At 70.4% G+C, this 23,164-nt stretch carries 19 protein-coding genes; 11 read left to right on the top strand and 8 right to left on the bottom strand.

Features of this window, described 5'->3' with window-relative positions:
- Positions 1 to 9: 9 nt before the first annotated feature.
- The 4 genes from KXC43_RS33890 (at position 10) to KXC43_RS33905 (ending at position 4,257) form a co-directional block, all read left to right on the top strand.
- On the top strand, positions 10 to 1,023 hold the full coding sequence (locus KXC43_RS33890; protein WP_221380287.1) for an SLAC1 family transporter: 1,014 nt from the start codon (positions 10 to 12) through the stop codon (positions 1,021 to 1,023).
- Between the two features lie 63 nt (positions 1,024 to 1,086).
- Positions 1,087 to 1,461 (top strand): response regulator, encoded by a 375-nt coding sequence (locus KXC43_RS33895; RefSeq protein ID WP_221380288.1) that lies wholly within the window; start codon positions 1,087 to 1,089, stop codon positions 1,459 to 1,461.
- Positions 1,448 to 2,134, top strand: a complete 687-nt coding sequence (locus KXC43_RS33900) for a response regulator transcription factor (protein ID WP_221380289.1) — start codon at positions 1,448 to 1,450, stop codon at positions 2,132 to 2,134. Before KXC43_RS33895 ends, KXC43_RS33900 begins: the two co-directional genes overlap by 14 nt.
- Entirely contained in the window at positions 2,131 to 4,257 is a 2,127-nt protein-coding gene (locus KXC43_RS33905) for a sensor histidine kinase (RefSeq protein ID WP_221380290.1), read from the top strand. The genes KXC43_RS33900 and KXC43_RS33905 overlap by 4 nt, the downstream gene beginning before the upstream one ends.
- Before the next feature lies 1 nt (position 4,258).
- Here KXC43_RS33905 and KXC43_RS33910 read toward each other — a convergent pair whose 3' ends face one another.
- The 5 genes from KXC43_RS33910 to KXC43_RS33930 form a co-directional block, all read right to left on the bottom strand.
- Positions 4,259 to 6,436 (bottom strand): sensor histidine kinase, encoded by a 2,178-nt coding sequence (locus KXC43_RS33910; RefSeq protein WP_221380291.1) that lies wholly within the window; start codon positions 6,434 to 6,436, stop codon positions 4,259 to 4,261.
- Positions 6,433 to 7,188 (bottom strand): alpha/beta fold hydrolase, encoded by a 756-nt coding sequence (locus KXC43_RS33915; RefSeq protein WP_221380292.1) that lies wholly within the window; start codon positions 7,186 to 7,188, stop codon positions 6,433 to 6,435. Before KXC43_RS33915 ends, KXC43_RS33910 begins: the two co-directional genes overlap by 4 nt.
- 92 nt (positions 7,189 to 7,280) lie before the next feature.
- A complete protein-coding gene (locus tag KXC43_RS33920; RefSeq protein WP_221380293.1) occupies positions 7,281 to 10,019 on the bottom strand; it encodes an AAA family ATPase in 2,739 nt (912 codons plus the stop codon).
- A 144-nt stretch (positions 10,020 to 10,163) separates the two neighbouring features.
- Complete coding sequence (locus KXC43_RS33925; protein ID WP_221380294.1) at positions 10,164 to 12,242, bottom strand: CDP-glycerol glycerophosphotransferase family protein; 2,079 nt, start codon at positions 12,240 to 12,242, stop codon at positions 10,164 to 10,166.
- Between the two features lie 10 nt (positions 12,243 to 12,252).
- Entirely contained in the window at positions 12,253 to 13,659 is a 1,407-nt protein-coding gene (locus tag KXC43_RS33930) for a bifunctional cytidylyltransferase/SDR family oxidoreductase (RefSeq protein WP_221380295.1), read from the bottom strand.
- Positions 13,660 to 14,035: 376 nt separating this feature from the next.
- Between KXC43_RS33930 and KXC43_RS33935 the strand changes: the two genes are divergently transcribed.
- The 6 genes from KXC43_RS33935 to KXC43_RS33960 are packed head-to-tail and all read left to right on the top strand — an operon-like array spanning position 14,036 to position 20,379.
- Entirely contained in the window at positions 14,036 to 15,103 is a 1,068-nt protein-coding gene (locus KXC43_RS33935; RefSeq protein WP_221380296.1) for a glucose-1-phosphate thymidylyltransferase, read from the top strand.
- Positions 15,100 to 16,083, top strand: a complete 984-nt coding sequence (gene rfbB / locus KXC43_RS33940) for a dTDP-glucose 4,6-dehydratase (protein WP_221380297.1) — start codon at positions 15,100 to 15,102, stop codon at positions 16,081 to 16,083. The genes KXC43_RS33935 and rfbB overlap by 4 nt, the downstream gene beginning before the upstream one ends.
- On the top strand, positions 16,080 to 16,964 hold the full coding sequence (rfbD, locus tag KXC43_RS33945; protein WP_221380298.1) for a dTDP-4-dehydrorhamnose reductase: 885 nt from the start codon (positions 16,080 to 16,082) through the stop codon (positions 16,962 to 16,964). Before rfbB ends, rfbD begins: the two co-directional genes overlap by 4 nt.
- 14 nt (positions 16,965 to 16,978) lie before the next feature.
- On the top strand, positions 16,979 to 18,937 hold the full coding sequence (locus KXC43_RS33950; RefSeq protein ID WP_221380299.1) for a glycosyltransferase family 2 protein: 1,959 nt from the start codon (positions 16,979 to 16,981) through the stop codon (positions 18,935 to 18,937).
- Positions 18,938 to 18,951: 14 nt separating this feature from the next.
- A complete protein-coding gene (rfbC, locus tag KXC43_RS33955) occupies positions 18,952 to 19,554 on the top strand; it encodes a dTDP-4-dehydrorhamnose 3,5-epimerase (protein WP_221380403.1) in 603 nt (200 codons plus the stop codon).
- A 21-nt stretch (positions 19,555 to 19,575) separates the two neighbouring features.
- A complete protein-coding gene (locus KXC43_RS33960) occupies positions 19,576 to 20,379 on the top strand; it encodes a class I SAM-dependent methyltransferase (RefSeq protein WP_221380300.1) in 804 nt (267 codons plus the stop codon).
- 81 nt (positions 20,380 to 20,460) lie between these two features.
- Here the strand turns inward: KXC43_RS33960 and KXC43_RS33965 are convergent, their stop codons facing one another.
- Positions 20,461 to 20,886 (bottom strand): hypothetical protein, encoded by a 426-nt coding sequence (locus KXC43_RS33965; protein ID WP_221380301.1) that lies wholly within the window; start codon positions 20,884 to 20,886, stop codon positions 20,461 to 20,463.
- Between the two features lie 534 nt (positions 20,887 to 21,420).
- Positions 21,421 to 21,567, bottom strand: a complete 147-nt coding sequence (locus tag KXC43_RS33970) for a TIR domain-containing protein (RefSeq protein ID WP_221380302.1) — start codon at positions 21,565 to 21,567, stop codon at positions 21,421 to 21,423.
- 215 nt (positions 21,568 to 21,782) lie between these two features.
- On the opposite strand from KXC43_RS33970, the gene KXC43_RS33975 reads away from it, so the two are divergent.
- Positions 21,783 to 22,889: a thiamine pyrophosphate-dependent dehydrogenase E1 component subunit alpha gene (locus KXC43_RS33975; protein WP_221380303.1), complete on the top strand. Its 1,107-nt coding sequence runs from the start codon at positions 21,783 to 21,785 to the stop codon at positions 22,887 to 22,889.
- Between the two features lie 17 nt (positions 22,890 to 22,906).
- Here the strand turns inward: KXC43_RS33975 and KXC43_RS33980 are convergent, their stop codons facing one another.
- On the bottom strand, positions 22,907 to 23,161 hold the full coding sequence (locus KXC43_RS33980; RefSeq protein WP_221380304.1) for a hypothetical protein: 255 nt from the start codon (positions 23,159 to 23,161) through the stop codon (positions 22,907 to 22,909).
- Between the last annotated feature and the right edge of the window lie 3 nt (positions 23,162 to 23,164).

Genomic DNA, 23,164 nt, shown 5'->3' on the forward strand with positions numbered 1-23,164 from the left:
GGAGGCGCTGTGACGCCGACCAGAAGCACCCACCGGGTGACACCGAATGTTTTCGGCGTCCCTTTCGGTCTCTGCGGCCTGGCTCAGTGCTGGGCAACGGCCCAAGCTGTCGCGGGGACACCCCGGTGGCCGGCCGACGCGCTCTGGATTCTCGCGGCGGCCGTCTGGTTGGCGTCCCTGATCTGGTACGGGCGAGATGTCGTCCGCGGCAGGCGGTGGCGCACCGAGCTGACCGACCCGGTGTTCTCGCCCTTCACCTCGCTCATTGTGATCGTGCCCATGTTGCTCGGCGTCGCTCTCGCCGCGCACGCCCGGGCGGCCGGCGAACTCGTCTTCGGCATCGCCTTGGCGCTGACGGTCGCCGTCGGCGGCTGGCTGTCCGGCGAGTGGATCGTCGCCGATCTCCAGCTCGCGCAATGGCATCCCGGCTACTTCCTGCCGACCGTCGGGGGCGGCCTGATCGGGGCCGGCGGCAGTGCGGCCCTCGGCCACCGCACTCTGGCGATGGTCATGCTCGGGTACGGGGTGATCTGCTGGCTCATCCTGGGCACGATCGTTCTGCTGCGGCTGTTCACCTCGCCCCCGTTGCCGCCGCCGCTGCGCCCCACCCTCGCGATCGAGCTCGCGCCCCCGGTGGTCGCCGGCAATGCCTGGTTCCTCGTCAACGGCGGGCGCATCGACGCGATCGCCGCCGGGCTCGCCGGCTACGCGGTCCTCATGGTCCTGGTGCAGCTCCGGCTCATCCCGGTCTACCGGCGCGTTCCGTTCGGCCCGGGCTGGTGGGCGTTCTCGTTCTCGTACGCCGCCGCGTTCACTCTGTCGGTCAACTGGCTGGCCGCCGGGCGCGTCCCCGGACAGACCGTCTGGACCGCGGTCGCCCTGGCCGTGCTCACGCTCGGCATGGCGGCGCTGGCCGTTCCCACCGTCCGGCGCCTCGTCCAGGGCACTTACCTGCCGGCCGCGGTGAACACGCCGCGACCTACCACGGTCGGTGAGCTGACCGGCTCAGGTGAATCGCGGTGAGAGGGCAGATTTTTCCGGACAGCCCTACCGCGGTCATGGTGTGCGCGCTGGAAGGATGAACGGATGCCGGACTCGATCCTGGTCGTCGATGACGACGCGTCTGTCCGGGGGCTCGTCGTGCGCATCCTGCGCAGCTGGGGCCACGCCGTGATCGGCGAGGCGGGCTCGGTCGCCGAGGCGCTCACCTACGCCGACGCCCGGCGTCCCGGCATCGCACTGGTCGACATCGGGCTGCCGGACGGTGACGGGTTCTCGCTCACGCGGCAGCTACGGGCCAAGCCCTGGGCCATGCGCGTGGTGATCTTCTCCTCCGACGCCGACCCGTCGAACGTCGCCGCCGCCGAGCGGGCCGGTGCCGTCGGCTTCTTCCCGAAGGACGAGCTGTTGAGCCCAGCCCTGCAACGACTGATCGAGGACAGCGCCGATGACGACCGATGACCCCGGCCGCCCGCTCCGGGTGGCGATCGGCGAGGACGACGTACTGCTTCGCGAGGGCATCGCCCGCATCCTCACGGGCGCCGGAATCGAGGTCGTCTCCCAGTCCGGCGACGCCGACGACCTGCTTCAGCGCGCGCTCGCGTACCGCCCTGACGTCGTCGTGACCGACGTGCAGATGCCGCCCCGGGGGGAGGACGACGGTCTGCGGGCGGCGATGGAGTTGCGCCGCCGGTCGCCGCGGATCGGTGTGCTGATCCTGTCTCAGTTCTGCGAGCCCGCGTACGTGATGGACCTGGTCGGCGAGCGCCCTGAGGGAGTCGGATACCTGCTCAAGGAGCGGGTCGGGGACGTCACGGCGTTCATCGACGCCGTCCGGCGGGTGGCGGCCGGCGGTAGCGCCCTGGATCCCGAAGTGGTCGCCCGCATGCTCGGGCGCCGCACCAAGGAAGGTCCCCTGCAACTGCTGACCCCGCGCGAGCTGGGCGTGCTCGCGGCGATGGCCGAAGGGATGTCCAACTCGGGCATAGCCCAGAGCCTGCTCATCAGCCCGGCCTCCGTCGAGAAGCACGTGACAGCCATCCTCCGCAAGCTGCGCATCGCCCCCACGGACAGCGAGCATCGCCGTGTCCAAGCCGTCCTCACCTATCTGCGCGCCGACGACCGCCGGCGATGATCCCCGACGAGGTACGCCGGCTCGCGGAGGGCCAAGCGGCTCTGCGCCGTGTCACGTCGGTTGCGGCCTCCGGCGCGCCGCCGCAGACAGTGTTCGAGGCGGTCACCTCCGAGGCCTCGGCAGTGCTGGGAGGGGCGCTCATCGCGCTGACCAAGTTCGAGGGCGGCGGAACCGACTCGGTGGTCGTGGCCCAGACCGGCGATCATGTCGCCGTCGGCGCACGGCTCCACCTGAGCGGCGACGGCGTCGCCAAGCGCATGTGGCAGTCAGGCCGCGCCGAACGTATCGACGACTACACCGGCATCGCCGACGCGACGACAGCAACCGATCTCGGCGTGCGGGCCGTCGTCGCCGTTCCGGTGCACGTGGACGGACGTCTGTGGGGCGCGCTGAGCGTGAGCTCGAAGGCCGATCCGCCACCGGCCGGCACCGAGGACCGCCTGGCGGTGCTCGCGGAGATCGTAGCCGCGGCCGTCGTGAGCGCGGCGGCCCGCGAGAGCTTCCGCGCACTGGCCGACGAGCAGGCCGCTCTGCTCCGGGTGGCGGCCCTGGTGGCCCACCGAGCCGGTCAGATCGAGATCTTCGAAGCCGTCGCCACGGAGGCGGCCCGCCTCATCCACGACGAAGCGACCACGCTGGTTCATTACGAGGGCAACCGCACCTTCACGGTTCTCGCCCACCGCAACGGTCCCGCCCCGGTCGGCACCCGGTACACGGTGCCGGTCGACGACGGCGGCACCTCGAACGAGATGATGCGAACGCTGAAGCCGGCCCGGCTGGATCACTACGACGCGTTCCCCGACCGGACGTACTACAGCCGGAAATTCGGGGTCGGGTCGAGCGTCTCGGTCCCCATCATCGTCAACGGCCGGCTGTGGGGCGCGCTGGGTGTCGTGAACGAAGGCCGGCGGCTGCCGGCGGACACCGAGGAGCGCCTCGGCAAATTTGCCGAGCTGGTCGCGTCGGCGCTGGCGAACGTCGAGGCGCACGCCGCCCTGGAGCACTTCGCGGCCCGGCAGGCCGCCCTGCGCCGGGTGGCCGAGCTGGTCGCCCGCGGAGCTGCGCTCGGCGAGGTGTTCGACGCAGTCGCCACGGAAGCCTCGAACATCTTCGGCGAATCGCCCGCGGAACTCTTCCAGTACGACGGCGCCGACTGCACGGTCGTCGCCACCTGCCGTAGTTCCGTACCGGTGGGCTTTCGCAGCCGGGCCGACGGAGACTCGGCCGGCGCCCGCGTGCTGCGGGCGCGACGGCCGTGCAGCTTCCCGGCCCTGGACGAGACCGATTCGGCCGGACCCCGCGAGGCCGGCCGACCCCGCGAGCTCAACGGCGGAGCGTCGGTCGCCGTGCCCGTCGTCGTCGAGGGGCGGTTGTGGGGCGGACTGGCGACCACCACGCGGGGTGAGCCGCCGGCCGACGCCGAGGACCGGCTGGCCGAGTTCGCCGAGCTGGCGGCGGCCGCCATCGCCAACGCCGAGAACAAGGAGAAGCTCCGGGCCTCCCGGGCCCGGGTGGTGGCGACGGACAACGAGGTACGACAGCGTTTGCAGCGCGACGTGCACGACGGCGCCCAGCAGCGGCTCGTCCAGACCGTCCTGTCCCTGAAGCTCGCCCTTGACGCGGCGGACCGCGGCGAGGACACCGTCGAACTCGTGCGGGAAGCGCTCGAGCACGCCGAGCGCGCGACGGTGGAGCTGCGCGACATCGTGCACGGGATCCTGCCGCCGGCCCTGGCCCGGGGTGGCCTGCGCGCCGGGATCGAGTCGCTGATCGCCGCGGCCCCGGTGCCCGTGGACGTCGACCTGACCGCCCAGCCGGGGGAACGGTTGCCGAACGATGTCGAGGTCACCGCTTACTTCGTCGTCGCCGAGGCGTTGACCAACGTCGTCAAGCACGCGAGGGCGACGCGGGTGCGGGTGACTGTCGCCGGCATCGACGGCGAGCTCGTGGTCGAGGTCACCGACGACGGCGCGGGGGGTGCCGATACCAACCTGGGTTCGGGCCTGACCGGGCTCACCGACCGGGTCGACGCCCTGAACGGCACTCTGACGCTGACGAGTACCGTCACCGCGGGCACAACCCTGCGGGCCGTGCTCCCGCTGCCGGACGCCGACGCGGGATGAGTCACCCGCTCAGCTGCGCCGGCAGATCGTGTGCGGGCCCGAGCGGTTCGCCGACCGGCAGCGTCGCCTTGATCGTCGTACCCCGCCCGGGTGGGCTGCTGAGCCGAAGCTGACCACCGCACGCCTCAGCCCGGTCGAACAAGCCGGTCAGGCCGGAGCCGTCGCCGGGGCGGGCGCCGCCGGCGCCGTCGTCGCCCACCTCGATGCTCAACGCGCCGCCGCGCAGGTCGGCGCGAACCCAGGCACGACCGGCCCGGGCATGCTTGACGACGTTGGTGAGCGCCTCGGCGATGATGAAATACGCGGTGGTCTCCACCTCCACGGCCATTCGGGGCACTTCGACGGCGACCTCGACCGGCAGCGGCTGGTCCGCCAGGAGCGACTCCACGCCGCCGCGTAAGCCGCGGCGCGTCAACGCTGCCGGAAGAATGCCGCTGACGATCTCCCGTAGTTCGTCGGTGGCCCGGTGAGCGTGCTTGAGGGCCTCCTCGACGTGATCGATCGCGGTCGGCATGTCCCCTTGCTCGAGGGAATACCGCGCGAGTTTGAGGGTGATGACGGTGTGGACGAGCCGTTGCTGGGCGCCGTCATGGACATCGCGCTGCAGCCGGCGGCGGGTCTCGTCGGCTGTGGACAGCACGCGTGCGCGTGAGGCGATGAGCTGTGCGCGGCTCGTCGCGTTGCTCACCGCGGTAGCGACGAGGTTGGCGAACCGCTGGAGGCGCTGTTCGGTGCCGCGGGCCACCGGTCCGTCGGCCGAGGTGGCGGTGAGCGATCCCCAGATGCGGCTCTCCACCGCGATGGGCGCCGCCACAGCGGCGACCAGACCGTACTGAACGGCGCGGGCGGCGTTGGGTTCCGTGCTGTAGTCGTCCACGCGCACGAGGTCCGCCGATCGCCGGACGCGGTCCGGCAGCGACCCGGGCTCGTAGGCGATGCGTGTTCCGGGTGGGGCGGGGCCGCCGCTTCGGCTGATGACGACCAGCGACTCGTCCTCCTCGTAGCGGACGAGTGTCACCGGCTGACCGTCCAGAAGCTGCTGCGCCTCGGCGGCGACGGCGGCGAACACCGCGTCGGACGGCTCACCGCGGGCCACCTGCTCCGCGACGCGCAGCAATGCCGCCTGTTCGTCGGCGAGCGCCTGGACCTCGGCGCGCGCCTGAGAGCTGGCGATCGCGGTGCCGGCCAGCTCCGCGAAGCGCGCGAGCTTCTCCTCGATATGGGCCGGCAGAGCACCACGTCCGGCCGCGACCAGAGTGCCCCACAGCCGGTCCTCGGCCATGATCGGCGCGGCGGCGCTGGACAGGAATCCCTGGCCGGAGGCCACCCTGGCCCACGCCCCCGACATGTCGGGGAGCCGATCAGCGCGGGCCGGCCGCCCGGTTCGCCAGACGCGCTGCGTTGCGCCGTCGCCCTTGGCCGGAGCGCGCATGCCCACCGCGACGCCGTCCGGCGGATCGTGGACCGCGACAACCTCCGTCGCCCCGTCGGACTCGAAGCGCAACAGCGTCGTGAACGCGACGCCGACCAGACTGGCCGCCTCGGTGACGACGGCCTCGAGCACCTCGCCGGGTGGGGCGTCGTGCGCCACGAGCTCGGCCACCCGCCGCAGCGCGGCCTGCTCGGCGACGAGCCCGGCAGCCAGCCGTTCGATCTCCTCGCGGCTGCGGGCGTTGGCGATCGCACCGGCCAGCAGGTCGGTGAACGCGGCCAGCTGTTCCTCGGTACCGGTAGGAATCGGCTCGCCATTCGTCGAACCGACGGCGGTCAGCCCCCACAGCTGCGCGTCGACCAGCACCGGGGCGCCGACCGACGACGTCCAGCCCCAACCGCGGACCATGTCGGCCAACGGGCCCGAAGCGTTCGCGTAGGTCGTGATCCGGCTCGGACGTCCGGAGTCCCGGATGGACCGGGCGAGAGTGCCGGACCCGAGCGGGTGGCGGATGTGGATGCTTCGGTATCCGGCGGATGCGTTCCAACGGCCGACGAACGTGGCGGTCTCGTCGCTGTGCAGTCGCACCAGAACCGCGTCGGACCCCGGAATCAACCGGCCGACCTCGGTCACCAGCGCCTCGAAGATCTCCGCACGAGCGGCCCCGCGAGCCACCAGCGTCGCTACCCGCCGCAAGGCCGCGTATTCGGCGGCCGATCGTCGGAGGTCCTCGGGATCATCTCTCATGGCTGCGCTCCTCGTGGCCGGCTGACGCTCTCGAGAGCTCCGAGGACGACCGCCGTGACCGCGTCCGGCTGGGAAATCATGATCGCGTGCGAACCGTCGATCTCGGTGATCGCGGCGCCGGCGCGCTGCGCCATCTGCCGCACGACGTCGCCGCCGACGACGTGGTCAGCGGTGCCGACCGCGGCCCAGACAGGCAGCCTCTTCCAGGCGGCAGGACCATTGTTCTCCTCGAACGCGGCTGCGGCTATGGGTCGCTGGGACAGCGCGTACACGCCCGCCTCCTCGGGAGGCAGGTCGGCGGCGAACACCGCACCGAACCGCGCCGGGTCGATGATCAGTTCGGTCGCCGTGGCGTCCCGGCCCACCGGATACCGGCTGGGCTGCACCGCGGTGGTCAGGACGCTGTCCCTCGACTTCGCCACGATCTCGGCCAGCACCTCACCCTCGTCCGGGGCGAAGGCGGCCACGTAGACCAGTCCGAGGACGTTCGTGGTCCGCGGGACGGCATTGGTGATGATCGCGCCGCCGTAGCCGTGGCCGACGGCGAGCACCGGGCCGGGGATCTGACCGAGGGCGCCGGCGAGGTAGGCCGCATCGGCGGCGATGCCGCGCAGGGGATCGGCGAGGGCCCGCACCGGGACGCCGGCCGCGACGAGCCGCCGGATGACCGGCGCCCAACTGCCGGTGTCGGTGAAGGCGCCGTGGACGAGAACGACGGTCGGGGAGGTGCTCGCGGACGGGACGCTGGTCATGAACCTCTCCCGGTCAGGACGGGGAACGTATCCCTCATGGTGGTGATCCGGACCGGGGTGTCGCGTACATCAGGTGGTGTATGTTCGGGCGCTCAGCCGCTGGACAGCGCCGGGCCGAGCTGTTTGCGCCCGGTGACCGCGAGCTTGGCGTAGACCCGGTGCAGGTGGGTGCTCACCGTGCTCGTGGCCAGGAACAGCTGCTCGGCGATCTCCGGGTTGGTCAGTCCGGAGGCGGCCAGGTGGGCGATCTGCAGCTCCTGCGGCGTCAGGGCCGTGGTCGCGGACGGTGCCCGGCGTGAGCGTTCGCCGGAGGCTCGAAGCTCCTTGCGGGCGCGTTCGGCCCACGGCTCAGCGCCGAGTGCCTGGAAGACCTGCTGTGCCGCGCGCAGCTGACCCCGGGAGTCGGCCACTCGATGGTGGCGCCGCAGCCAAGCGCCGTAGGCCAGCTGCAGCCGGGCTCGTTCGAACGGGAAATCCGCGGAGATCCGGGGCAGCGCGGCGAGAAACGCCGAGTCTGCTTCGTCGTCCGGGGCCAGCAACGCCGACGCGTAGGCGGTGCTCGCCTGCAACAGAGGCCAGCCTCCCTCCGCCGCGACCGGCTCACAGATCGCGGCGACTTCACGGAGCCGGTCGTAGCGCCCGCACAGGGCGGCCGCCTCGGCGAGATGCGGCAGCGCCCAAAGGCGTGCGAACTCGTGGAAGTGCAGGTCGGCCGGATCGAACATGGTGCTGAGCTCGTCGAGGGCAGCCGAGGGACGCCCACCGGCGAGGTGGGCCACCCCGCGGACCAGAGCGACCTGACACAGCATGAAGCGGGAGCCTCCAGCCAGCAGCTGTCGCTCGATCTCGTCCATCGTCGCGGTCGTGCCGTCGGTGTCACCGCCGAGCGCCCGAGCGAAGGCCGCCCACAGCCGGCCCTGAAACTGCCACGTCGTCTGGTTGGTCTCCGATGCCGTCCCCTGCAGCTCTTCGGCCGAGGTCAGGGCGAGCCGGACGTCGCCCAGCAAGGCTGCGACGGTTGCCTGCGAGCCCAGCACCTGCGGCAGGAGGGTCAGCAGGCCGAGCCGCCGGATCGAGGCCAGCGCTGTCCTCAGGAAGGCGAGGGACGAGCGCAGGTCACCGACTCCGCTCGCCGCTATGCCGAGGCGGTGCGCCGCGACGACATCCAGATCGGGGGCGAGAAGGATGCGTCGCATGCGATCGACCGACACCCGTCCCTGCTCGATGGGGGAGACCAGAGCGATCACGCTGACGTAGCGGGGGTCCAATTCAGGCAGGTGCATCTCCTCGAGCACCCGCACGACGCGCTCGCGCGTGGGCCGGGCGAGGTCGACCCACCAGCAGAGGGCGCTCATCGCGGCCAGACCCCGGAGCGCGAGCTCGACGCGGCCCTCGGCCCGCATCCGGGCCGCGATGCCGGCCAGGAGAGCGAACGTCTGGTCATAGGGCCACTGGAAGCCGTTCGAGATCTGCCGCAGCCATTCCAGTTCGGTACGGTCGGGCCGGCCGAGCTGATCCTCGTTGATGTTCTGGAGCAGGCTCCTTACCTTGGCGACCTGACTGAACTCCATGCCGGCGCGCGCGGCCCGCATGAATCGCCGCGCGCGCAACGGCTCCTCCGGTGACAACTGCGCCGACCGCTCCCAGGCCCGCAGGGCGGCGCCCAGCGAACCCGCCGTCTCCGCCCGCTCAGCCAAACGGGCCAGGCGATCGGCCACCCCGGCATCGGTGTCGACGGCCGCCGCGGCCAGATGCCAGACCTGTCGTGCCTCCTGACCGTCCAGAACGCCGGCGATGGCGGCATGCGTGGCCAGCCGGACCGGCGCGGAGGCCGACCGGGTGACGGTCCACCGGATCAGCGGGTGCCGGAACCGCATCATCTCCTTGTCGGCGACGAGCAGTTGGGCGGCGATGGCCGGCTCGAAATCGTCCAGGGTCACGTTCGGCCCGTGCAGGGCGCGCGCGACGGCGAGCACCTCGCCCAGGTCCGCTGTGTCGTCGAGGGCCGCGATCAGAACCAGGGAGCGGGTCAGTATCGGCAGGCGCGAGATCGTCAGAGCGTAGGTGCGCTCCAGGCGCTCGGTGAGGGGAAGGTCCGACGACAACAGGTCACTGTCACCCAGCTTGCTCGCGGCGACGGCCAGTTCGAACAAGCCCAGCGGATTACCCGCCGCTTCGCGCAGCACGAATTGCGTCAACGCGGGAGTCAGGTCGGGCGCGGCCGACCGAAGGAGCGCGAGAGCCGCTTCCGCCGACAAGGGCTCGAGCCGGTGCTCCGGCAGGCCGGCCCCGGCCAGTAGCGATACGGACTCCTCGCCGTCACGCATGCCCACCAGCAGGCAGACCTTGTCATCGGCCACGCGGCGCCCGATGAAGGAGAGAATGTCCCAGCTTTCCTGGTCGAGCCATTGCGCGTCGTCGACGATCAGCACCCGCCCCCGGCCGGCGGCCGTGGTGACGCCGTTGAGGGCCGCGCGGGCCAACTGGTACCGCTCGGCGGGACTGCCGGGCTCGCCTGCACGCCCGAGAGCCGCCTCCCACAGGCGGCGCGACTCGGCCGGTTGGTTCGCCAGCAGTGTGCCCAGAAGCTGGTCGATGCCGGCGTAGGGCAGTTGCGTCTCGGTCGGCACCGTCGTCACGGCGAGCACAGACATGCCCCGCTGCCGGGCCTTCGCCTCAGCCAGACGCAGGAGCGCGGACTTGCCGATGCCGGCGACACCGCGCAGCACCAGGGTGGAGCCACTCGACCTCAGGCAGCCGTCCAGCACCTCCAGCAGCATGCTCTGCTCCTGGTCACGCCCGACAAGCTCCCCCTCGCCGTCGTCGCGCAAACCGGCCTCCTGGCACGCCCCTCGAGTCTGCGCAGCGTATCAATGGTGCCCTCCGTGAGCAGGCCCCTGAGTCGACCCTGCCCGTACGCACCAAGCCAAGGGGCCCCGCCGCGTGCTGCGGCGGGGCCCCTTGGCGTCCGGCTGTCAGGAAGTGACGGACACCGGCTCGCCGTCGCCCGACTGGGCGGCGGCCACCTTCGCCACTGCTTCCAGGGGCTCCATCGGGGCCGCCACGGGATAGGGCTTGGCGATGAGGTTGTCGAGGGCGTCGTTGAAGCGGGTCAGCGGGTCCGGCTCGTCGGGGCCCAGCAGGTAGTGGCGCAGGGCCTCGCGGCGTTCGGCCATCGGGTCGACCGGCTCCGGCCGCTGCAACTTCTGGACCAGGTCGGACAGGCCTTCGGCCTTGGAGCCGAGCAGGTAAGCGCCGCCGGCCACCGTCTGGGCGGTGCGGAACGCGGACTCGTCCTGGTTGTAGATGTTGGTGACGACGTACGGTTTGCCGCTGCCCACGAAGTCGGAGACCACGGCCGAGATGTCGGCGATCATCATGTCGGCCTCGTTGAAGCACGAGTACAGGTCGGGGCGGGGACCGGTCACCGTGCGGTGGGCCCACCAGCCGGCTGCGTCCCAGTGCGCCCGCTGCCAGTCCTGTTCGGCCTTCAGCAGTTTCGCGTGCCGTTCCGGGTCGGGGATGCCGTTGTCGCGTGCCGTCTGGGCCGAGTCCGGGCCCTGGGAGCCGGACAGCTGGTCGATCAGGCGCTGCAGCTCGGTCAGCCGGCCCTTACTGGCGGTGCGCTCGGCGGCGTTGGCAGCGACGATCTTGGTCCAGGCGGGGTCGGCGGCCCGGAGTTTGTTCGCCGTCTCCAGCATGTCGATGATCTGCTGGTTGATCCGGCGGGTGGTCTTGTCCTGGTAGCCGGTCAGCGGGTGGGGCTTGTAGATGATCCGCACGTTCGGCGACAGCGCCAGCAGCGTCTTGACGATCTTGACGCCCATCACCGGTACGGAGCTGAGCGCCAGGTCGTTGCTCCAGCCCTCCCAGGTCGGGGCGTACAGCACCGTGAAGATCCGCCGGTCCTGGCGCGGCGGTTCCAGGGCCGCGAGCTGGGGGCGGCCGACCTCGACGATCGAGGCGTCCGAGACGGCCCCGCCCGCCCGGCGGTACCGGTCGCGACCGGCCCGGCCCGCGACCCACACCTCGTCGTAGACCCGGCTGGCCGGGTTCGTGCTGGCGACCTTGTCGCTGTCGCCGTGCCCGACGAAGATGTGCCGGATGCCGTTGTGGCGGAGCATGTGGAGGTTGTTGCCGACGTTGCCCACGTACATGACGACCTTGAGATCCGGCAGGTCGAGGTCCATCACTTCGGGCCCGCGCGGCATGCTGATGATCGGCAGGTCCGTCGGACCGATCCGGGGAACGTGTTTGTGCTCGCGGACCAGGATCATCGCCTTGTGCCGCAGCTCGGCCAGCGTGGTCAGCCAGGAGTCGACCTGGTAGCTGGTGCCGCTGGCCTCGCCGAGGCTGAAGTAGAGCATCACCTCGGGCTGGTAGGCCCGCACCTGCCGCAACACCTCCGCACGCACCTCGTCCCGGTCGCCGAGGACCCGGTTGCGGCGGTAGTGGACCGCGACGACGGCCAGCATCCCCAGCGTGTAGAGGGCCGAGACGGCGAGGCCGAGCACGGCGAAGTAGTTCGTGCCGGCCGCTGCGTCGATCACCACGCCCACCGCCAGCGGGACGACCACCTGCGTCAGCTGGGTCGGCGCCCCGACCCGCAGCCAGGCCGGGGGCGCGTCCGGGATCCGCAGCCGGGAGAGATCCAGGTTGCGGGTCGAATGCGGCAGCTGGCGCCGTTGGTTCAGCAGGCGCAGCAGCGCGGTGAAGATGCCCCGCAGCAGGTACAGGGACGGTATCGCCATGGTCAGAAGGCCCAGCCGGGCGACATCGTATTCGCCCGAGCGGGCGATCAGCACCAGGACTGCCGCGTCGCGGATGATCGAGCGCGGCACCGTGCCGAGGTGGACGCGCCGCAGCGCGATGGTGAGTGGCGTCTGTTGGATGCCCCACAGCTCGGCGACGAGGACGGCCACGAGGCCGGCCGCGAACACGATCGGCCACGGTACGAAGGCGCCCACGTAGAGCACGGGGTACGAGATGCCGAACAGGACGTACCGGACCAGCGTGTCCGGTCGGCTGATGTCCAATTTCGCCGCGACGTTCACAGCGGCCCTCTCACTTGGTGGTCGTCACGGCCGCCGGGGCGGCACGCCGTACGTCGATGATGTGGCCGGTCATGCTGGAGATCAGCACGTCCACGGAGGTGCTCGCCACCTCGTCGGCGGTGAGCATGGAGGCGGCCGGTTCGTCGCCGAAGGCCTGCCGTCGCATCGGAGTGCCGGTGCGTTCCGGATTGATGCAGTTGACCCGGACGCCGACGTCCGACCACTCGTCGGCCAGGGCCTGGACCAGGTTGACGGTGGCGGCCTTGGTCGACGAGTAGAGGCTGTAGCCGGCCCGGCCCCTCGTGTACGAGCTCGAGGTGTAGAGCAGCAGGCCGCCCCGCGTCTCGGCCAGGTACGGCGCGGACGCCCGGGCGATGTGGACCGGGCCGAGGTAGTTGACCCGCAGGGCTTCCTCGATCACCGCGTCGTCGGTGTCGGCCAGCTTGCCGATGCGGAGCACGCCGGCCGTGTTGACCACGTAGTCGATCCGGCCGGTCTCCGCGTTGGCCTGCTTCAGCGCCTCGGCCACGTCCCCCGCGTTCTCGACGTGGGTGCCGGTGGTCGAGCGGCTGAACGACAGCACGGTAGCGCCGTGGGCGGCCGCGAGGTCACCGGTGGCCTTCCCGATGCCGTAGCTGCCGCCGAACACGACCATCGTCTTGCCGGTGAGCAGCTCGGCCCGCTCCGCGCCGGAGATCTCGGCCGGCATCGGGTTGGAGTTGAGCTGGAAGAGCTTGTCGGCGAGGTGGATGTCGATCGGGTGCGTGATCTTCAGGTTGTTCTCGTCGCCCGGGACCACGTGGATCGGCACGTCCGGCAGGTAACGCCGGACCACGCCGCAGTCGTCGGTGGCGGTGAAGTCGGGGTCAGCGGCGGCCAGGTCGTACGCCCTGCGCAGGGTCGACATCCGGAAGCCCTGGGGGGTCTGACCGCGGCGCAGCCGGGACCGGTCGGGGATGTCGGAGATGACCTCCTCGCCGTCGACGTCGTCCACCGAGATGATCGTGTCCGCCGACGGGATCGCCACGTCGATGGCCTCGAACCGGTCGAGAGCGCGCACGCTGTCGGCGATGATGCGCTGCGACACCAGGGGCCGTACGGCGTCATGAATGATCATCTTGCACTCGATGCCGCCCATGGCCTCGATGGCCTTCCGGGTGGTGTCGCTGCGGGTCCGCCCGCCGGCGATCACACCGCTGACCTTGGTGAAGCCGGCCCGCGCGACGATCGCCTCGACCTCGTCGAGGTAACCCGGGGCCATCAGGACCAGCACTTTGTCGATGACGGGTGATTTCTCGAAGGCGGCCAGGGTGTGTTCCACCACCGTCTTGCCGGCGATCTTCACGAGCTGCTTGGGCATCTTGAGGCCGAGCCGCTCCCCGACGCCGCCCGCGAGCACGACGGCGACTGTCGGCATGACACTTGACGTGACTGTCACTACCACCGGATCTCCTGTGATGGACGCCCCGATGAACCAGCCCGGGTTGACCATGATTCGGATGAATGCCGGGCGACGTTAACAGCAGGGCAACCGCAGACACAACGTGCGTTCGGCTGGAGGACACCCGACATGCATCTGCGCCATGCTCCGCCATAACGGACACGTCATTGCGAAGACTCCGGGCGTTAACAGAGGCGTGGCAGGCGTTGACGCGGCCCGATGCGGCGAATTGTCCTTCTTAGGGGATCTTCGACCGGTCCGAACCGGCCGAAATGGGCACCCTGGTCGACCCGGGTAAACCCGCAAACATTTGCTGGCAACGTTTTCCGCCCCATCCGTTAAGGTGTCGCGCATGAAGGCGCTAGTGCTCTCCGGCGGGGCTGGGACCCGGCTGCGGCCGATCACCTACACATCGGCCAAGCAGCTCGTTCCGGTCGCGAACAAACCGGTGTTGTTCTATGGCCTGGAGGCGATCGCCGAGGCGGGAATCACCGACGTCGGGATCATCGTCGGTGACACGGCCGACGAGATCCGGCAGGCGGTCGGCGACGGGTCCGCCTTCGGGCTCGACGTCACCTACATCCCGCAGAGCGCACCGCTCGGCCTGGCGCACGCCGTTCTCATCGCCCGCGAATTCCTCGGCGACGACGACTTCGTCATGTACCTGGGCGACAACTTCATCGTCGGTGGCATCCGCGACCTCGTGGAACGGTTCCACCACGAGGCGGCGGACGCTCAGATCCTGCTGACCCGGGTCGCCGACCCGACGTCCTTCGGCGTGGCCGAGCTCGACGCCGCCGGCCAGGTGATCGGGCTGGAGGAGAAGCCGGCCTACCCGAAGAGCGACCTGGCCCTGGTCGGTGTCTATCTTTTCCGGGCCTCCGTGCACGAGGCCGTCCGTTCGATCGAGCCCTCCCGCCGCGGCGAGCTGGAGATCACGCACGCGATCCAGTGGCTCATCGACTCGGGCCTGGACGTGCGGTCCACCCTGATTCACGGTTATTGGAAAGACACCGGAAACGTCACCGACATGCTCGAGGTCAATCGGACCGTTCTGGAAACGCTCGACCGTGCCATTGACGGAGATGTCGACGGCGCGAGCGAGATCATCGGACGCGTCCGGATCGACCCCGGCGCCAAGGTGTCGGGCAGCCGGATCGTCGGTCCCGCAATCATCGGCTCCGGCAGTATCATCAGCGATTCGTACGTCGGTCCGTTCACGTCGATCTCGGATAATTGCCGGATCGAGGACAGCGAGGTCGAATACTCGATCGTGCTCAGCGACTCCTTGATCAGCGGGGTGCGCCGGATCGAGGCGTCCCTGATCGGCCGCAACGTCGAAGTCACGCCCGCTCCCCGGGTGCCCGACGCCCACCGGCTCGTTGTCGGCGACTACAGCAAGGTGCAGATCTCCTCATGACGACCCGGATTCTTGTGACCGGCGGGGCCGGTTTCATCGGCTCGCACTACGTCCGCACCGTGCTGGGAGCGGACGGGCCCGGCGATGTGGAGATAACGGTCCTCGACCTCCTCACGTACGCCGGTAACCCCGCCAACCTCGACGACGTGCGCGACCACCCGGGCTTCCGGTTCGTGCGGGGCGACATCTGCGACCCCGTCCTGGTCGCCCGGCTGATGGCCGAGCACGACCAGGTCGTGCACTTCGCGGCCGAGTCGCACGTCGACCGGTCGATCGACGGCGGCGCCGAGTTCATCCGGACCAACGTGGTCGGCACGCACACGCTGATCGATGCCGCGTACCGGGCGGGGATCACCACCTTCGTCCACATCTCGACCGACGAGGTGTACGGCTCGATCGACGAGGGATCCTGGCCCGAGAGCCATCCGCTGGCGCCCAACTCGCCGTACTCGGCGGCCAAGGCGTCCAGCGACCTCGTCGCGCTGTCCTATCACCGCACCCACGGCCTCGACGTACGGGTGACCCGCTGCTCCAACAACTACGGGCATCACCACTTCCCGGAGAAGGTCATCCCGCTGTTCATCACCAACCTGCTCGACGGGCACAAGGTGCCGCTGTACGGCGACGGCGGCAACGTGCGCGACTGGCTGCACGTCGACGACCACGTCCGGGGCATCGAGCTGGTCCGCACCAAGGGCCGCCCCGGCGAGATCTACAACATCGGCGGCGGCACCGAGCTGTCGAACAAGGAGCTCACCCAGCAGCTGCTCGACGCCTGCGGCGCCGGCTGGGACAGCGTCGAGTACGTGACCGACCGCAAGGGCCACGACCGTCGCTACTCGGTCGACTGCACCAAGATCAGTGAAGAGCTGGGCTACCGTCCCCGCAAGGACTTCCCGACCGGCCTGGCCGAGACCGTCGAGTGGTACCGCGAGAACCGTGCCTGGTGGGAACCGCTGAAGGGCCGGGCCGCGCTGTGACCTCCTGGTTGATCACCGGTGGCTCCGGGATGCTCGCGCAGGACCTGCTGTCCCGCCTGCACGCCACCGGCCTCGACGCGGTGGCGCTGACCCGCGGCGAGCTCGACGTCACCGACCCGGTCGCGGTCACGGTCGCCCTCGAGCGGCACCACCCCTCGGTCGTGGTCAACTGCGCCGCGTGGACGGCCGTCGACGACGCCGAGGAGCAGGAGACCGCCGCTCTTGCCGTGAACGGCGCCGGCCCCCGGAACCTCGCGGTGGCCTGCCGCGAGACCGGAGCGGTGCTGCTGCACCTCTCGACCGACTACGTCTTCGCCGGCGACGCGACCTCGCCGTACGCGGAGGACGCGCCGACCGCACCGAGCAGCGCGTACGGACGGACCAAGCTGGCCGGCGAGCAAGCCGTGCTCGAAGTGCTTCCGGAATCCGGCTACGTCGTGCGCACCGCGTGGCTGTACGGCGCCGGCGGCGGCAATTTCGTCGCCACCATGCTCAAGCTCGAGGCATCGCGGGACACCGTCGACGTCGTGGATGACCAGCGTGGCCAGCCCACCTGGACGGTCGACCTGGCCGACCAGCTGTTCCGGCTGGGAACGGCGGCTCTCGCCGGCTCCGCGCCGGCCGGGGTCTACCACGGGGCGAGCTCGGGCGAGGTCACCTGGTTCGGGCTCACCCAGCAGATCTTCCGGCTGATCGGCGCGGATCCGGGCCGGGTGCGTCCCACCACCAGCGAGGCCTTCCGCCGGCCGGCGCCCCGCCCGGCATACAGCGTGCTCGGCCACGATCGCTGGGCGGCAGCCGGCCTCGAGCCGATCCGCCCCTGGGGCGACGCCCTGGCCGAGGCCGTTCCGCACCTGCTCGCCACCTCTCACGCTCGTTGAACGGGGCTCCCAAGATGCCGCTGAAGGTCAGCGTGGTCGTACCGGTCTACAACCCCGGCCCGTACATCGAGGACTGCATTCAGTCGCTGGTCTCCCAGAGCCTGCCCAAGGACGAGTACGAGGTCTGGTTCGTCGACGACGGATCGACCGACGAGACCCCGGCCCGGCTCGACCAGCTCGCGCTGGAGCAGCCGAACGTCCACGTGATCCACCAGGAACCGTCCGGGTGGTCCGGCAAGCCGCGCAACGTCGGGATCGACGCCGCCCAGGGCGACTACATCATGTTCGTCGACAACGACGACTACCTCGGCGCCGAGGCGCTCGAGCGGATGTACGACTACGGCGTCGCCAACGGCGCCGATGTGGTCGTCGGCAAGATGGCGGGCAAGGGCCGGCCGGTGCCGCGGGACCTCTTCCGCAAGAACCGCCCCCGGGCCGGCGTGCAGAACGCGCCGCTCATCGACAGCCTCACCCCGCACAAGATGCTGCGGCGCGAGTTCCTGGCCAAGACAGGCCTGCGCTTCCGCGAGGGCCGTCGCCGGCTGGAGGACCACGTCTTCGTCACGGAGGCCTACCTGCGCGCCGAGAACGTGTCGGTCCTGAGCGACTACGTGTGCTACTACCACGTCAAGCGCGACGACGCCTCGAACGCGGGCTTCCGGCCCATCGACCCGGTCGGGTACTTCGGCAACCTGCGCGAGGCCCTCGACATCGTCGATCAGTACACCGAGCCCGGCCCGCTGCAGGACGGCCTGTTCCGCCGCTGGCTGCGCAACGAGATCGTGGAGCGCCTGCGCGCTCAGCGGCTGCTCAACATGGATCCGGAATACCGGCGCGAGATGTTCCGCGAAATGCGCTCGGTCGCCGTCGACCGCTTCGGCCCCGGCGTGGCGGCCGGCCTGTCACCGATCCAGCAGGTCGTGGCCGGACTGCTGGTCGCGGACCGGCTCGAGGACGTCGAGACGCTGGCCGAGTGGGAAGCCACGGTCAAGCCGATCGCCGAGCTGCAGACCTTGGCCTGGCGGGACGGCGCTCTGCGGGTCGCCTTCACCGTCGAGTACGCCGCCGGGGGCGAGCGCCTGACGTTCGTCCGGGCCGGTTCCGACGTCGCGCTCGCGCTGCCGATTCCGCAGAGCAGCCGGCAGGCGCTCGCGCTGCTCGAGGCCGGCATCTCCGCCCAGTCCGAGAAGTCGAAGGTCGACCTCGTCATCCGTGAGCGCTCGACGGCCGCCGAGTTCTTCCAACCGGTGGAGTTCGAGCGCGTCCGTGTGCCGGCCGCGGATGACGCCGAGGTCCGGCTGCGGATCGACGCCACCGCCACCGTTGATCCGCGTACGGCGGCCGGTGGGGGCCCGGTCGGCTCCGGGATCTGGGACGCCTACGTCCGGTACAGCCTCAGCGGCTGGGCCAAGGAGACCCGGCTCGGATCCGTCCGCGAGCCCGCCGCCGACAGCGGCCGCCGGCTCGGCATCGTCGGCGGGGTGACCGTTCTTCCCTACTGGACGGACCCCCACCAGAATCTGTCGATCGACGTGAACGGGGCCACGAGCCGCCTCAAGTACGACCTGTCGGTGGTGCGGACAGCCGATGCGACGGTCGAGCCGGGCCGTCTGCGCCTCTCGCTTCCGGTCTACTCCGCCGGGGAGTCCGCGGGTAGCTCGGTGCGGTTGACCGACGCCGCGACGGGCGCCGTGCACGACTTCGGCGCCGAGATCAGCCCCGCCGAGGGCGGCTCGGTCCTGGAGTCGACGTTCGGCGGGCAGACGCTCGCCGCCGGCCGGTACAAGGTCGCGGTCGTCCTGGGGCAGAGGCCCACCGCCCTGCGACTGGGGCTGGTGGTCGACGGCCGGGGTGCGATCTCGGTCCAGTCCGCCGAGGAGATCGCCCGCCAGGTGGCCGCCAAGCCGCCACCGCGCAAGCGGCCCTTCGTACGCCGGGCTCTGCGAAAGATCAAGAAAGCCCTCGGGGCGTAGGGGAGAGGGAAGAGATCGGGATGCGGGAACTCGACATCGAAGGCGCGTGGGTGTTCGAACCGAAGGTGTTCGGCGACGAGCGCGGCAGCTTCCACGAGTGGTTCAAGGCGCCGGCGTTCAGCGAGTCGCTGGGCCACCGGTTCGACCTGGCCCAGGCCAACTGCTCGGTATCCCGCCGGGGCACGGTGCGCGGCCTGCACTACGCCGACGTGCCCCCCGGCCAGGCGAAATACGTCAAGTGTGTGCGGGGCGCGGTGCTCGACGTGATCGTCGACATCCGGGTCGGTTCCCCGACGTACAAGAAGTGGGAGATCGTCCGCCTGGACGACACCAACCACCACTCGGTGTATCTGGCGGAGGGTCTGGGCCACGGTTTCATGGCCCTCACCGACGACGCCACGGTCGTCTACCTCTGTTCGGAGGGGTACGCGCCGGACCGTGAGCACGGGATCAACCCCCTGGACCCGGAGCTCGCGATCCCGTGGCCGGACGGCCTGGAGCCGGTGCTGTCGGGCAAGGACGCGATCGCGCCCAGCCTGGCCGAGGCCGAGGCCGCCGGTCTGCTGCCGAAGTGGGAAGACTGCCAAAGCTTTTACGCCGAGCTCCGCAAGGGCTGACTACTCATACAAGGAGTCCAGTTGAAACGGCACGAGTTCCTGCGGGAACTGCACAAGGTCAGCGCCAACCGCAACTACTTGGAAATCGGCGTCAACGACGGCCGCAGCCTGAGCCTGTCCCGGGTGCCCAGCATCGCGATCGACCCCGCCTTCAAGGTCGTCACGGAGCTGAAGTGCGACGTCCACCTGGTGAAGGCCACCAGTGACGCCTTCTTCGCCCGCAAGAATCCCCTGGGGCACCTCAAGAGCGGGCGCCACCCGTTGCGCAACATGCGCCGGGGCCGCTCCCTCACCGGTTACTGGCGGGGGACCACGCTCGACCTGTCGTTCATCGACGGCATGCACCTCTTCGAGTACGCGTTCCGCGACTTCATCAACGTGGAGAAGCACTCGGACTGGTCCAGCGTGATCGTCCTGGACGACATGCTGCCGCGCAGTGTGGACGAGGCCGCGCGTGACCGGCACACCGACGCCTGGACCGGCGACGTCTACAAGATCATCGAGGTGCTCGCGCGGTACCGGCCCGACCTGGTGACCGTCCTGGTGGACACGGAGCCCACCGGCCAGTTGCTGGTCTTCGGCGCGGACCCGGGCAACACCGTGCTCAAGGACAAGTACGACGAGATCATGGCCGAGTACCTCGTGGAGGACCCGCAGAAGGTGCCCGAGGCCATCCTGGAGCGGTCCGCGGCCGTGTCGCCGCAGAGCCTGCTCCAGGCGGGGTTCTGGGATCAGATGGTCAAGGCCCGCAACCGGGGCCAGAGCCGCTCCCGCGGCTGGGAGCCGATGCGCCGCGCTTTGGAGCAGGTCGGCATCAGCCGCTGACGGTCGCAGCCGTGGCCGCCGGTCCGGACCGGCGGCCCGGCCCGCAGGATCGCAGCAGTGTCGGGACAGTGCCCGGGCCGCTCACAGGATGATCCCGCCGCTGTACCAGATGCCCAGCAGGAAGAGAGCGAGCGGCAGCGTCGGCCGCAGCAGCCCGGCCGGCGCCGCGGCCAGGTGCCGCCGCGGACGTCGCTCGTCGCCGGGCAGCCAGGCGAGGATGGTGCCGGAGTGGCGCATCAGCCCGATCGCTGCCGCGACCCAGATGACCGTGTAATAGACCATTCGCAGCGGGGTCAGCTCCACGAAACCGATCAGCGCCCACACCGCCGTGATGAGGAACAAGGCCAGCATGCCGGTTTCCAGCACTTCGCGGCGCACGGCCCGCCGGCCGAGGCCGTACGCGAGGGTGAGGGCGATGACGGCCAGCGCGGCAGCAATTCCGGCGCGGAGACGCAGCAGGAAATCGGCGCTGCCCGGTAGCTCCGGGTAGTCCGGATTCTTGATCACGCGGGGTTGCGCCGACTGGTACGGCGGGGTCGGCGCGACGAATCGGGGTGATCCGCGGCCCCGGATTGGGAATCATTTGAGGTTCCTGCGAGCGCACCCGGTATTCGCTGGACGGCGCGGTGCCCGCCGTGAAAGCCGCCGACAGGGCGAACACGGCAGCCGCCGCGACCAGGCACTCGAGGAGGATCTTCGCGGGGCGCGGCGCCTCGAAGGCATCGGCCGCGCGTGGCACCGCCGGGGTCGGCGTTGCTTCATCCGGGCCCGGCCGCGGCAGAAGGCGCGCAACGGCTGCACCAGCCAGCCCGCATAGATCAGGCAGGCGGCCCCCATGACCGCCGCGGCCGGGCGGTGCCGCTCGGGAACCGGATCGTCCAGGTCGACCGCAACGGCCGCGAACAGGCCGGCCACGGCCAGTGCGGTCAGGCACAGGGCGGCGGCGACCAGAAGGACGCTTGCCGGCCACGCCGTGACCCTCCGCCGGGGCGCCGGCAGAGCGGGTCCGCCGGTCAGCGCCGCCGCCAGCAGGGTGGCGCCCTAGTCCGTGCCGGGCACCAGCCGTTGCACGTCGAACCAGGCATCGATGCCGTGCCCGTGCAGGGCGGCGGTGAGTTGCCGCGCAGCGTGGAACTGCCGCCGGGAGTAGCTGACGAAGACATGACCGGTCTCCGCGAGAGGGACCACTCGTCCATTGTGGGCCGCCGTGTCCAGCGGTTCCTGCGGCGGGACCGGAGCGCTCAGCGCGATCCGACAGTGGCAATCCCATGATCGGCCTGGCCGGGCGGCACCCGGCAGCGTTCCTGGCGATGAGAGCATGATCACCTGTGTTGGCCTCTTCCGCGGAGGATCCTCCCTGGTGAACTGTGGTCGGCGACGACGCATGACAGGAGTCCGCAATCATGGGCGATGCCCCGGCTGGTGGCTATGTACAGCTGCTCACCCCTGACGGCGAACACGCCGGCAGCGTCACCACCGAGCAGGGCGTCACGTACTCGGTCGGGTTCACCGACGATGAGTATCGTGATCTCTACCGCGACCTGGTGACGGTGCGCCGGCTCGACGCCGAGGGCGTCGCGCTGCAGCGGCAGGGCGAGCTGGGCCTGTGGGTGAGCCTGCTGGGTCAGGAGGCGGCGCAGGTCGGCTCCGGCCGGGCGCTGCGGCCGCAGGACATGGCGTTCCCCAGTTATCGCGAGCACGGCGTGCTCTATGCCCGTGGGCTCGACCCGATCATGCCGTTCAGCCTGTTCCGGGGCATCGATCAGGGCGGCTGGGAGGTCGCCGAGCACCGGTTCAACAACTACACGCTCGTGATCGGCGCGCAGACCCTGCACGCCACCGGCTATGCGATGGGTGTCCGGCTGGACGGCAAGGCCGGCGGCCCGGACGGTGAGGCGGTGATCGCCTACTTCGGCGACGGCGCGACCAGCCAGGGCGAGGTCAACGAGGCGTTTGTCTGGTCGTCGGTGTTCGCCGCGCCCGTCGTCTTCTTCTGCCAGAACAACCAGTGGGCGATCTCCCAGCCGCTCGAGCGGCAGACCCGCAACCCGATCCACCGGCGGGCCGACGGTTTCGGCTTCCCGGGCGTACGGGTCGACGGCAACGACGTCCTGGCCAGCTATGCGGTGACCCGGGCGGCCCTGGACGACGCGCGGCAGGGCCGGGGGCCGACGCTGGTCGAGGCCTACACGTACCGGATGGGCGGGCACAGCACCTCCGACGACCCCAGCCGTTACCGGACGGTGGGCGAGGTCGAAGCGTGGAAGGCCAAGGACCCGATCAGCCGGGTGAGGGCGTTCCTGGTCAAGCAGCAGCTGGCTGACGACGACTTCTTCGCCCAGGTCGACGCCGACGCCGGCAAGATCGCCCTCGACCTGCGCGAGCGCGTCATGAGCCTGTCCGACCCGCAGCCGGTCACCATGTTCGACAACGTGTACCCGGAAGGCTCACCCGAGACGGACCGGCAGCGCGACGGGTTCACCGGCTACCACGACTCGTTCCGGGGCTGAGCCCGGCGCGGCGGTAACTACTTGTCGTGGTACTTCTGGCCGTCCGAGTAGTCGCCGTTCACGGTGTAGCTGTACGTCGTGGTGGTGAGGCGGCGCAGGGCGGCCTTCACCGCGTCCGCGGGTGGCAGTTCCGTGGCCGAGGGCGCGACGGATGCGGGGGAGGAGGGCGGTGCGGCCGCCGTGGCTCCGGAATTGTCGCAACCGGCGAGAAGAACCGCTGCCACCACGGCTACGAGCGGAACGGTCGGGTGTCGGCGATTCGGCGAAGGCACGGG

Source organism: Paractinoplanes polyasparticus, from assembly GCF_019710575.1.
Taxonomy (GTDB): domain Bacteria; phylum Actinomycetota; class Actinomycetes; order Mycobacteriales; family Micromonosporaceae; genus Actinoplanes; species Actinoplanes polyasparticus.

Bases quoted from the DNA above. Each gene is read 5' to 3' on its own strand.
- KXC43_RS33915 (WP_221380292.1), bottom strand. From the start codon at position 7,188: ATGACCAGCGTCCCGTCCGCGAGCACCTCCCCGACCGTCGTTCTCGTC.
- KXC43_RS33895 (WP_221380288.1), top strand. From the start codon at position 1,087: ATGCCGGACTCGATCCTGGTCGTCGATGACGACGCGTCTGTCCGGGGG.
- KXC43_RS33935 (WP_221380296.1), top strand. From the start codon at position 14,036: ATGAAGGCGCTAGTGCTCTCCGGCGGGGCTGGGACCCGGCTGCGGCCG.
- KXC43_RS33930 (WP_221380295.1), bottom strand. From the start codon at position 13,659: ATGCCGACAGTCGCCGTCGTGCTCGCGGGCGGCGTCGGGGAGCGGCTC.
- KXC43_RS33975 (WP_221380303.1), top strand. From the start codon at position 21,783: ATGGGCGATGCCCCGGCTGGTGGCTATGTACAGCTGCTCACCCCTGAC.
- rfbB (WP_221380297.1), top strand. From the start codon at position 15,100: ATGACGACCCGGATTCTTGTGACCGGCGGGGCCGGTTTCATCGGCTCG.
- KXC43_RS33910 (WP_221380291.1), bottom strand. From the start codon at position 6,436: ATGAGAGATGATCCCGAGGACCTCCGACGATCGGCCGCCGAATACGCG.
- KXC43_RS33950 (WP_221380299.1), top strand. From the start codon at position 16,979: ATGCCGCTGAAGGTCAGCGTGGTCGTACCGGTCTACAACCCCGGCCCG.
- KXC43_RS33900 (WP_221380289.1), top strand. From the start codon at position 1,448: ATGACGACCGATGACCCCGGCCGCCCGCTCCGGGTGGCGATCGGCGAG.
- KXC43_RS33905 (WP_221380290.1), top strand. From the start codon at position 2,131: ATGATCCCCGACGAGGTACGCCGGCTCGCGGAGGGCCAAGCGGCTCTG.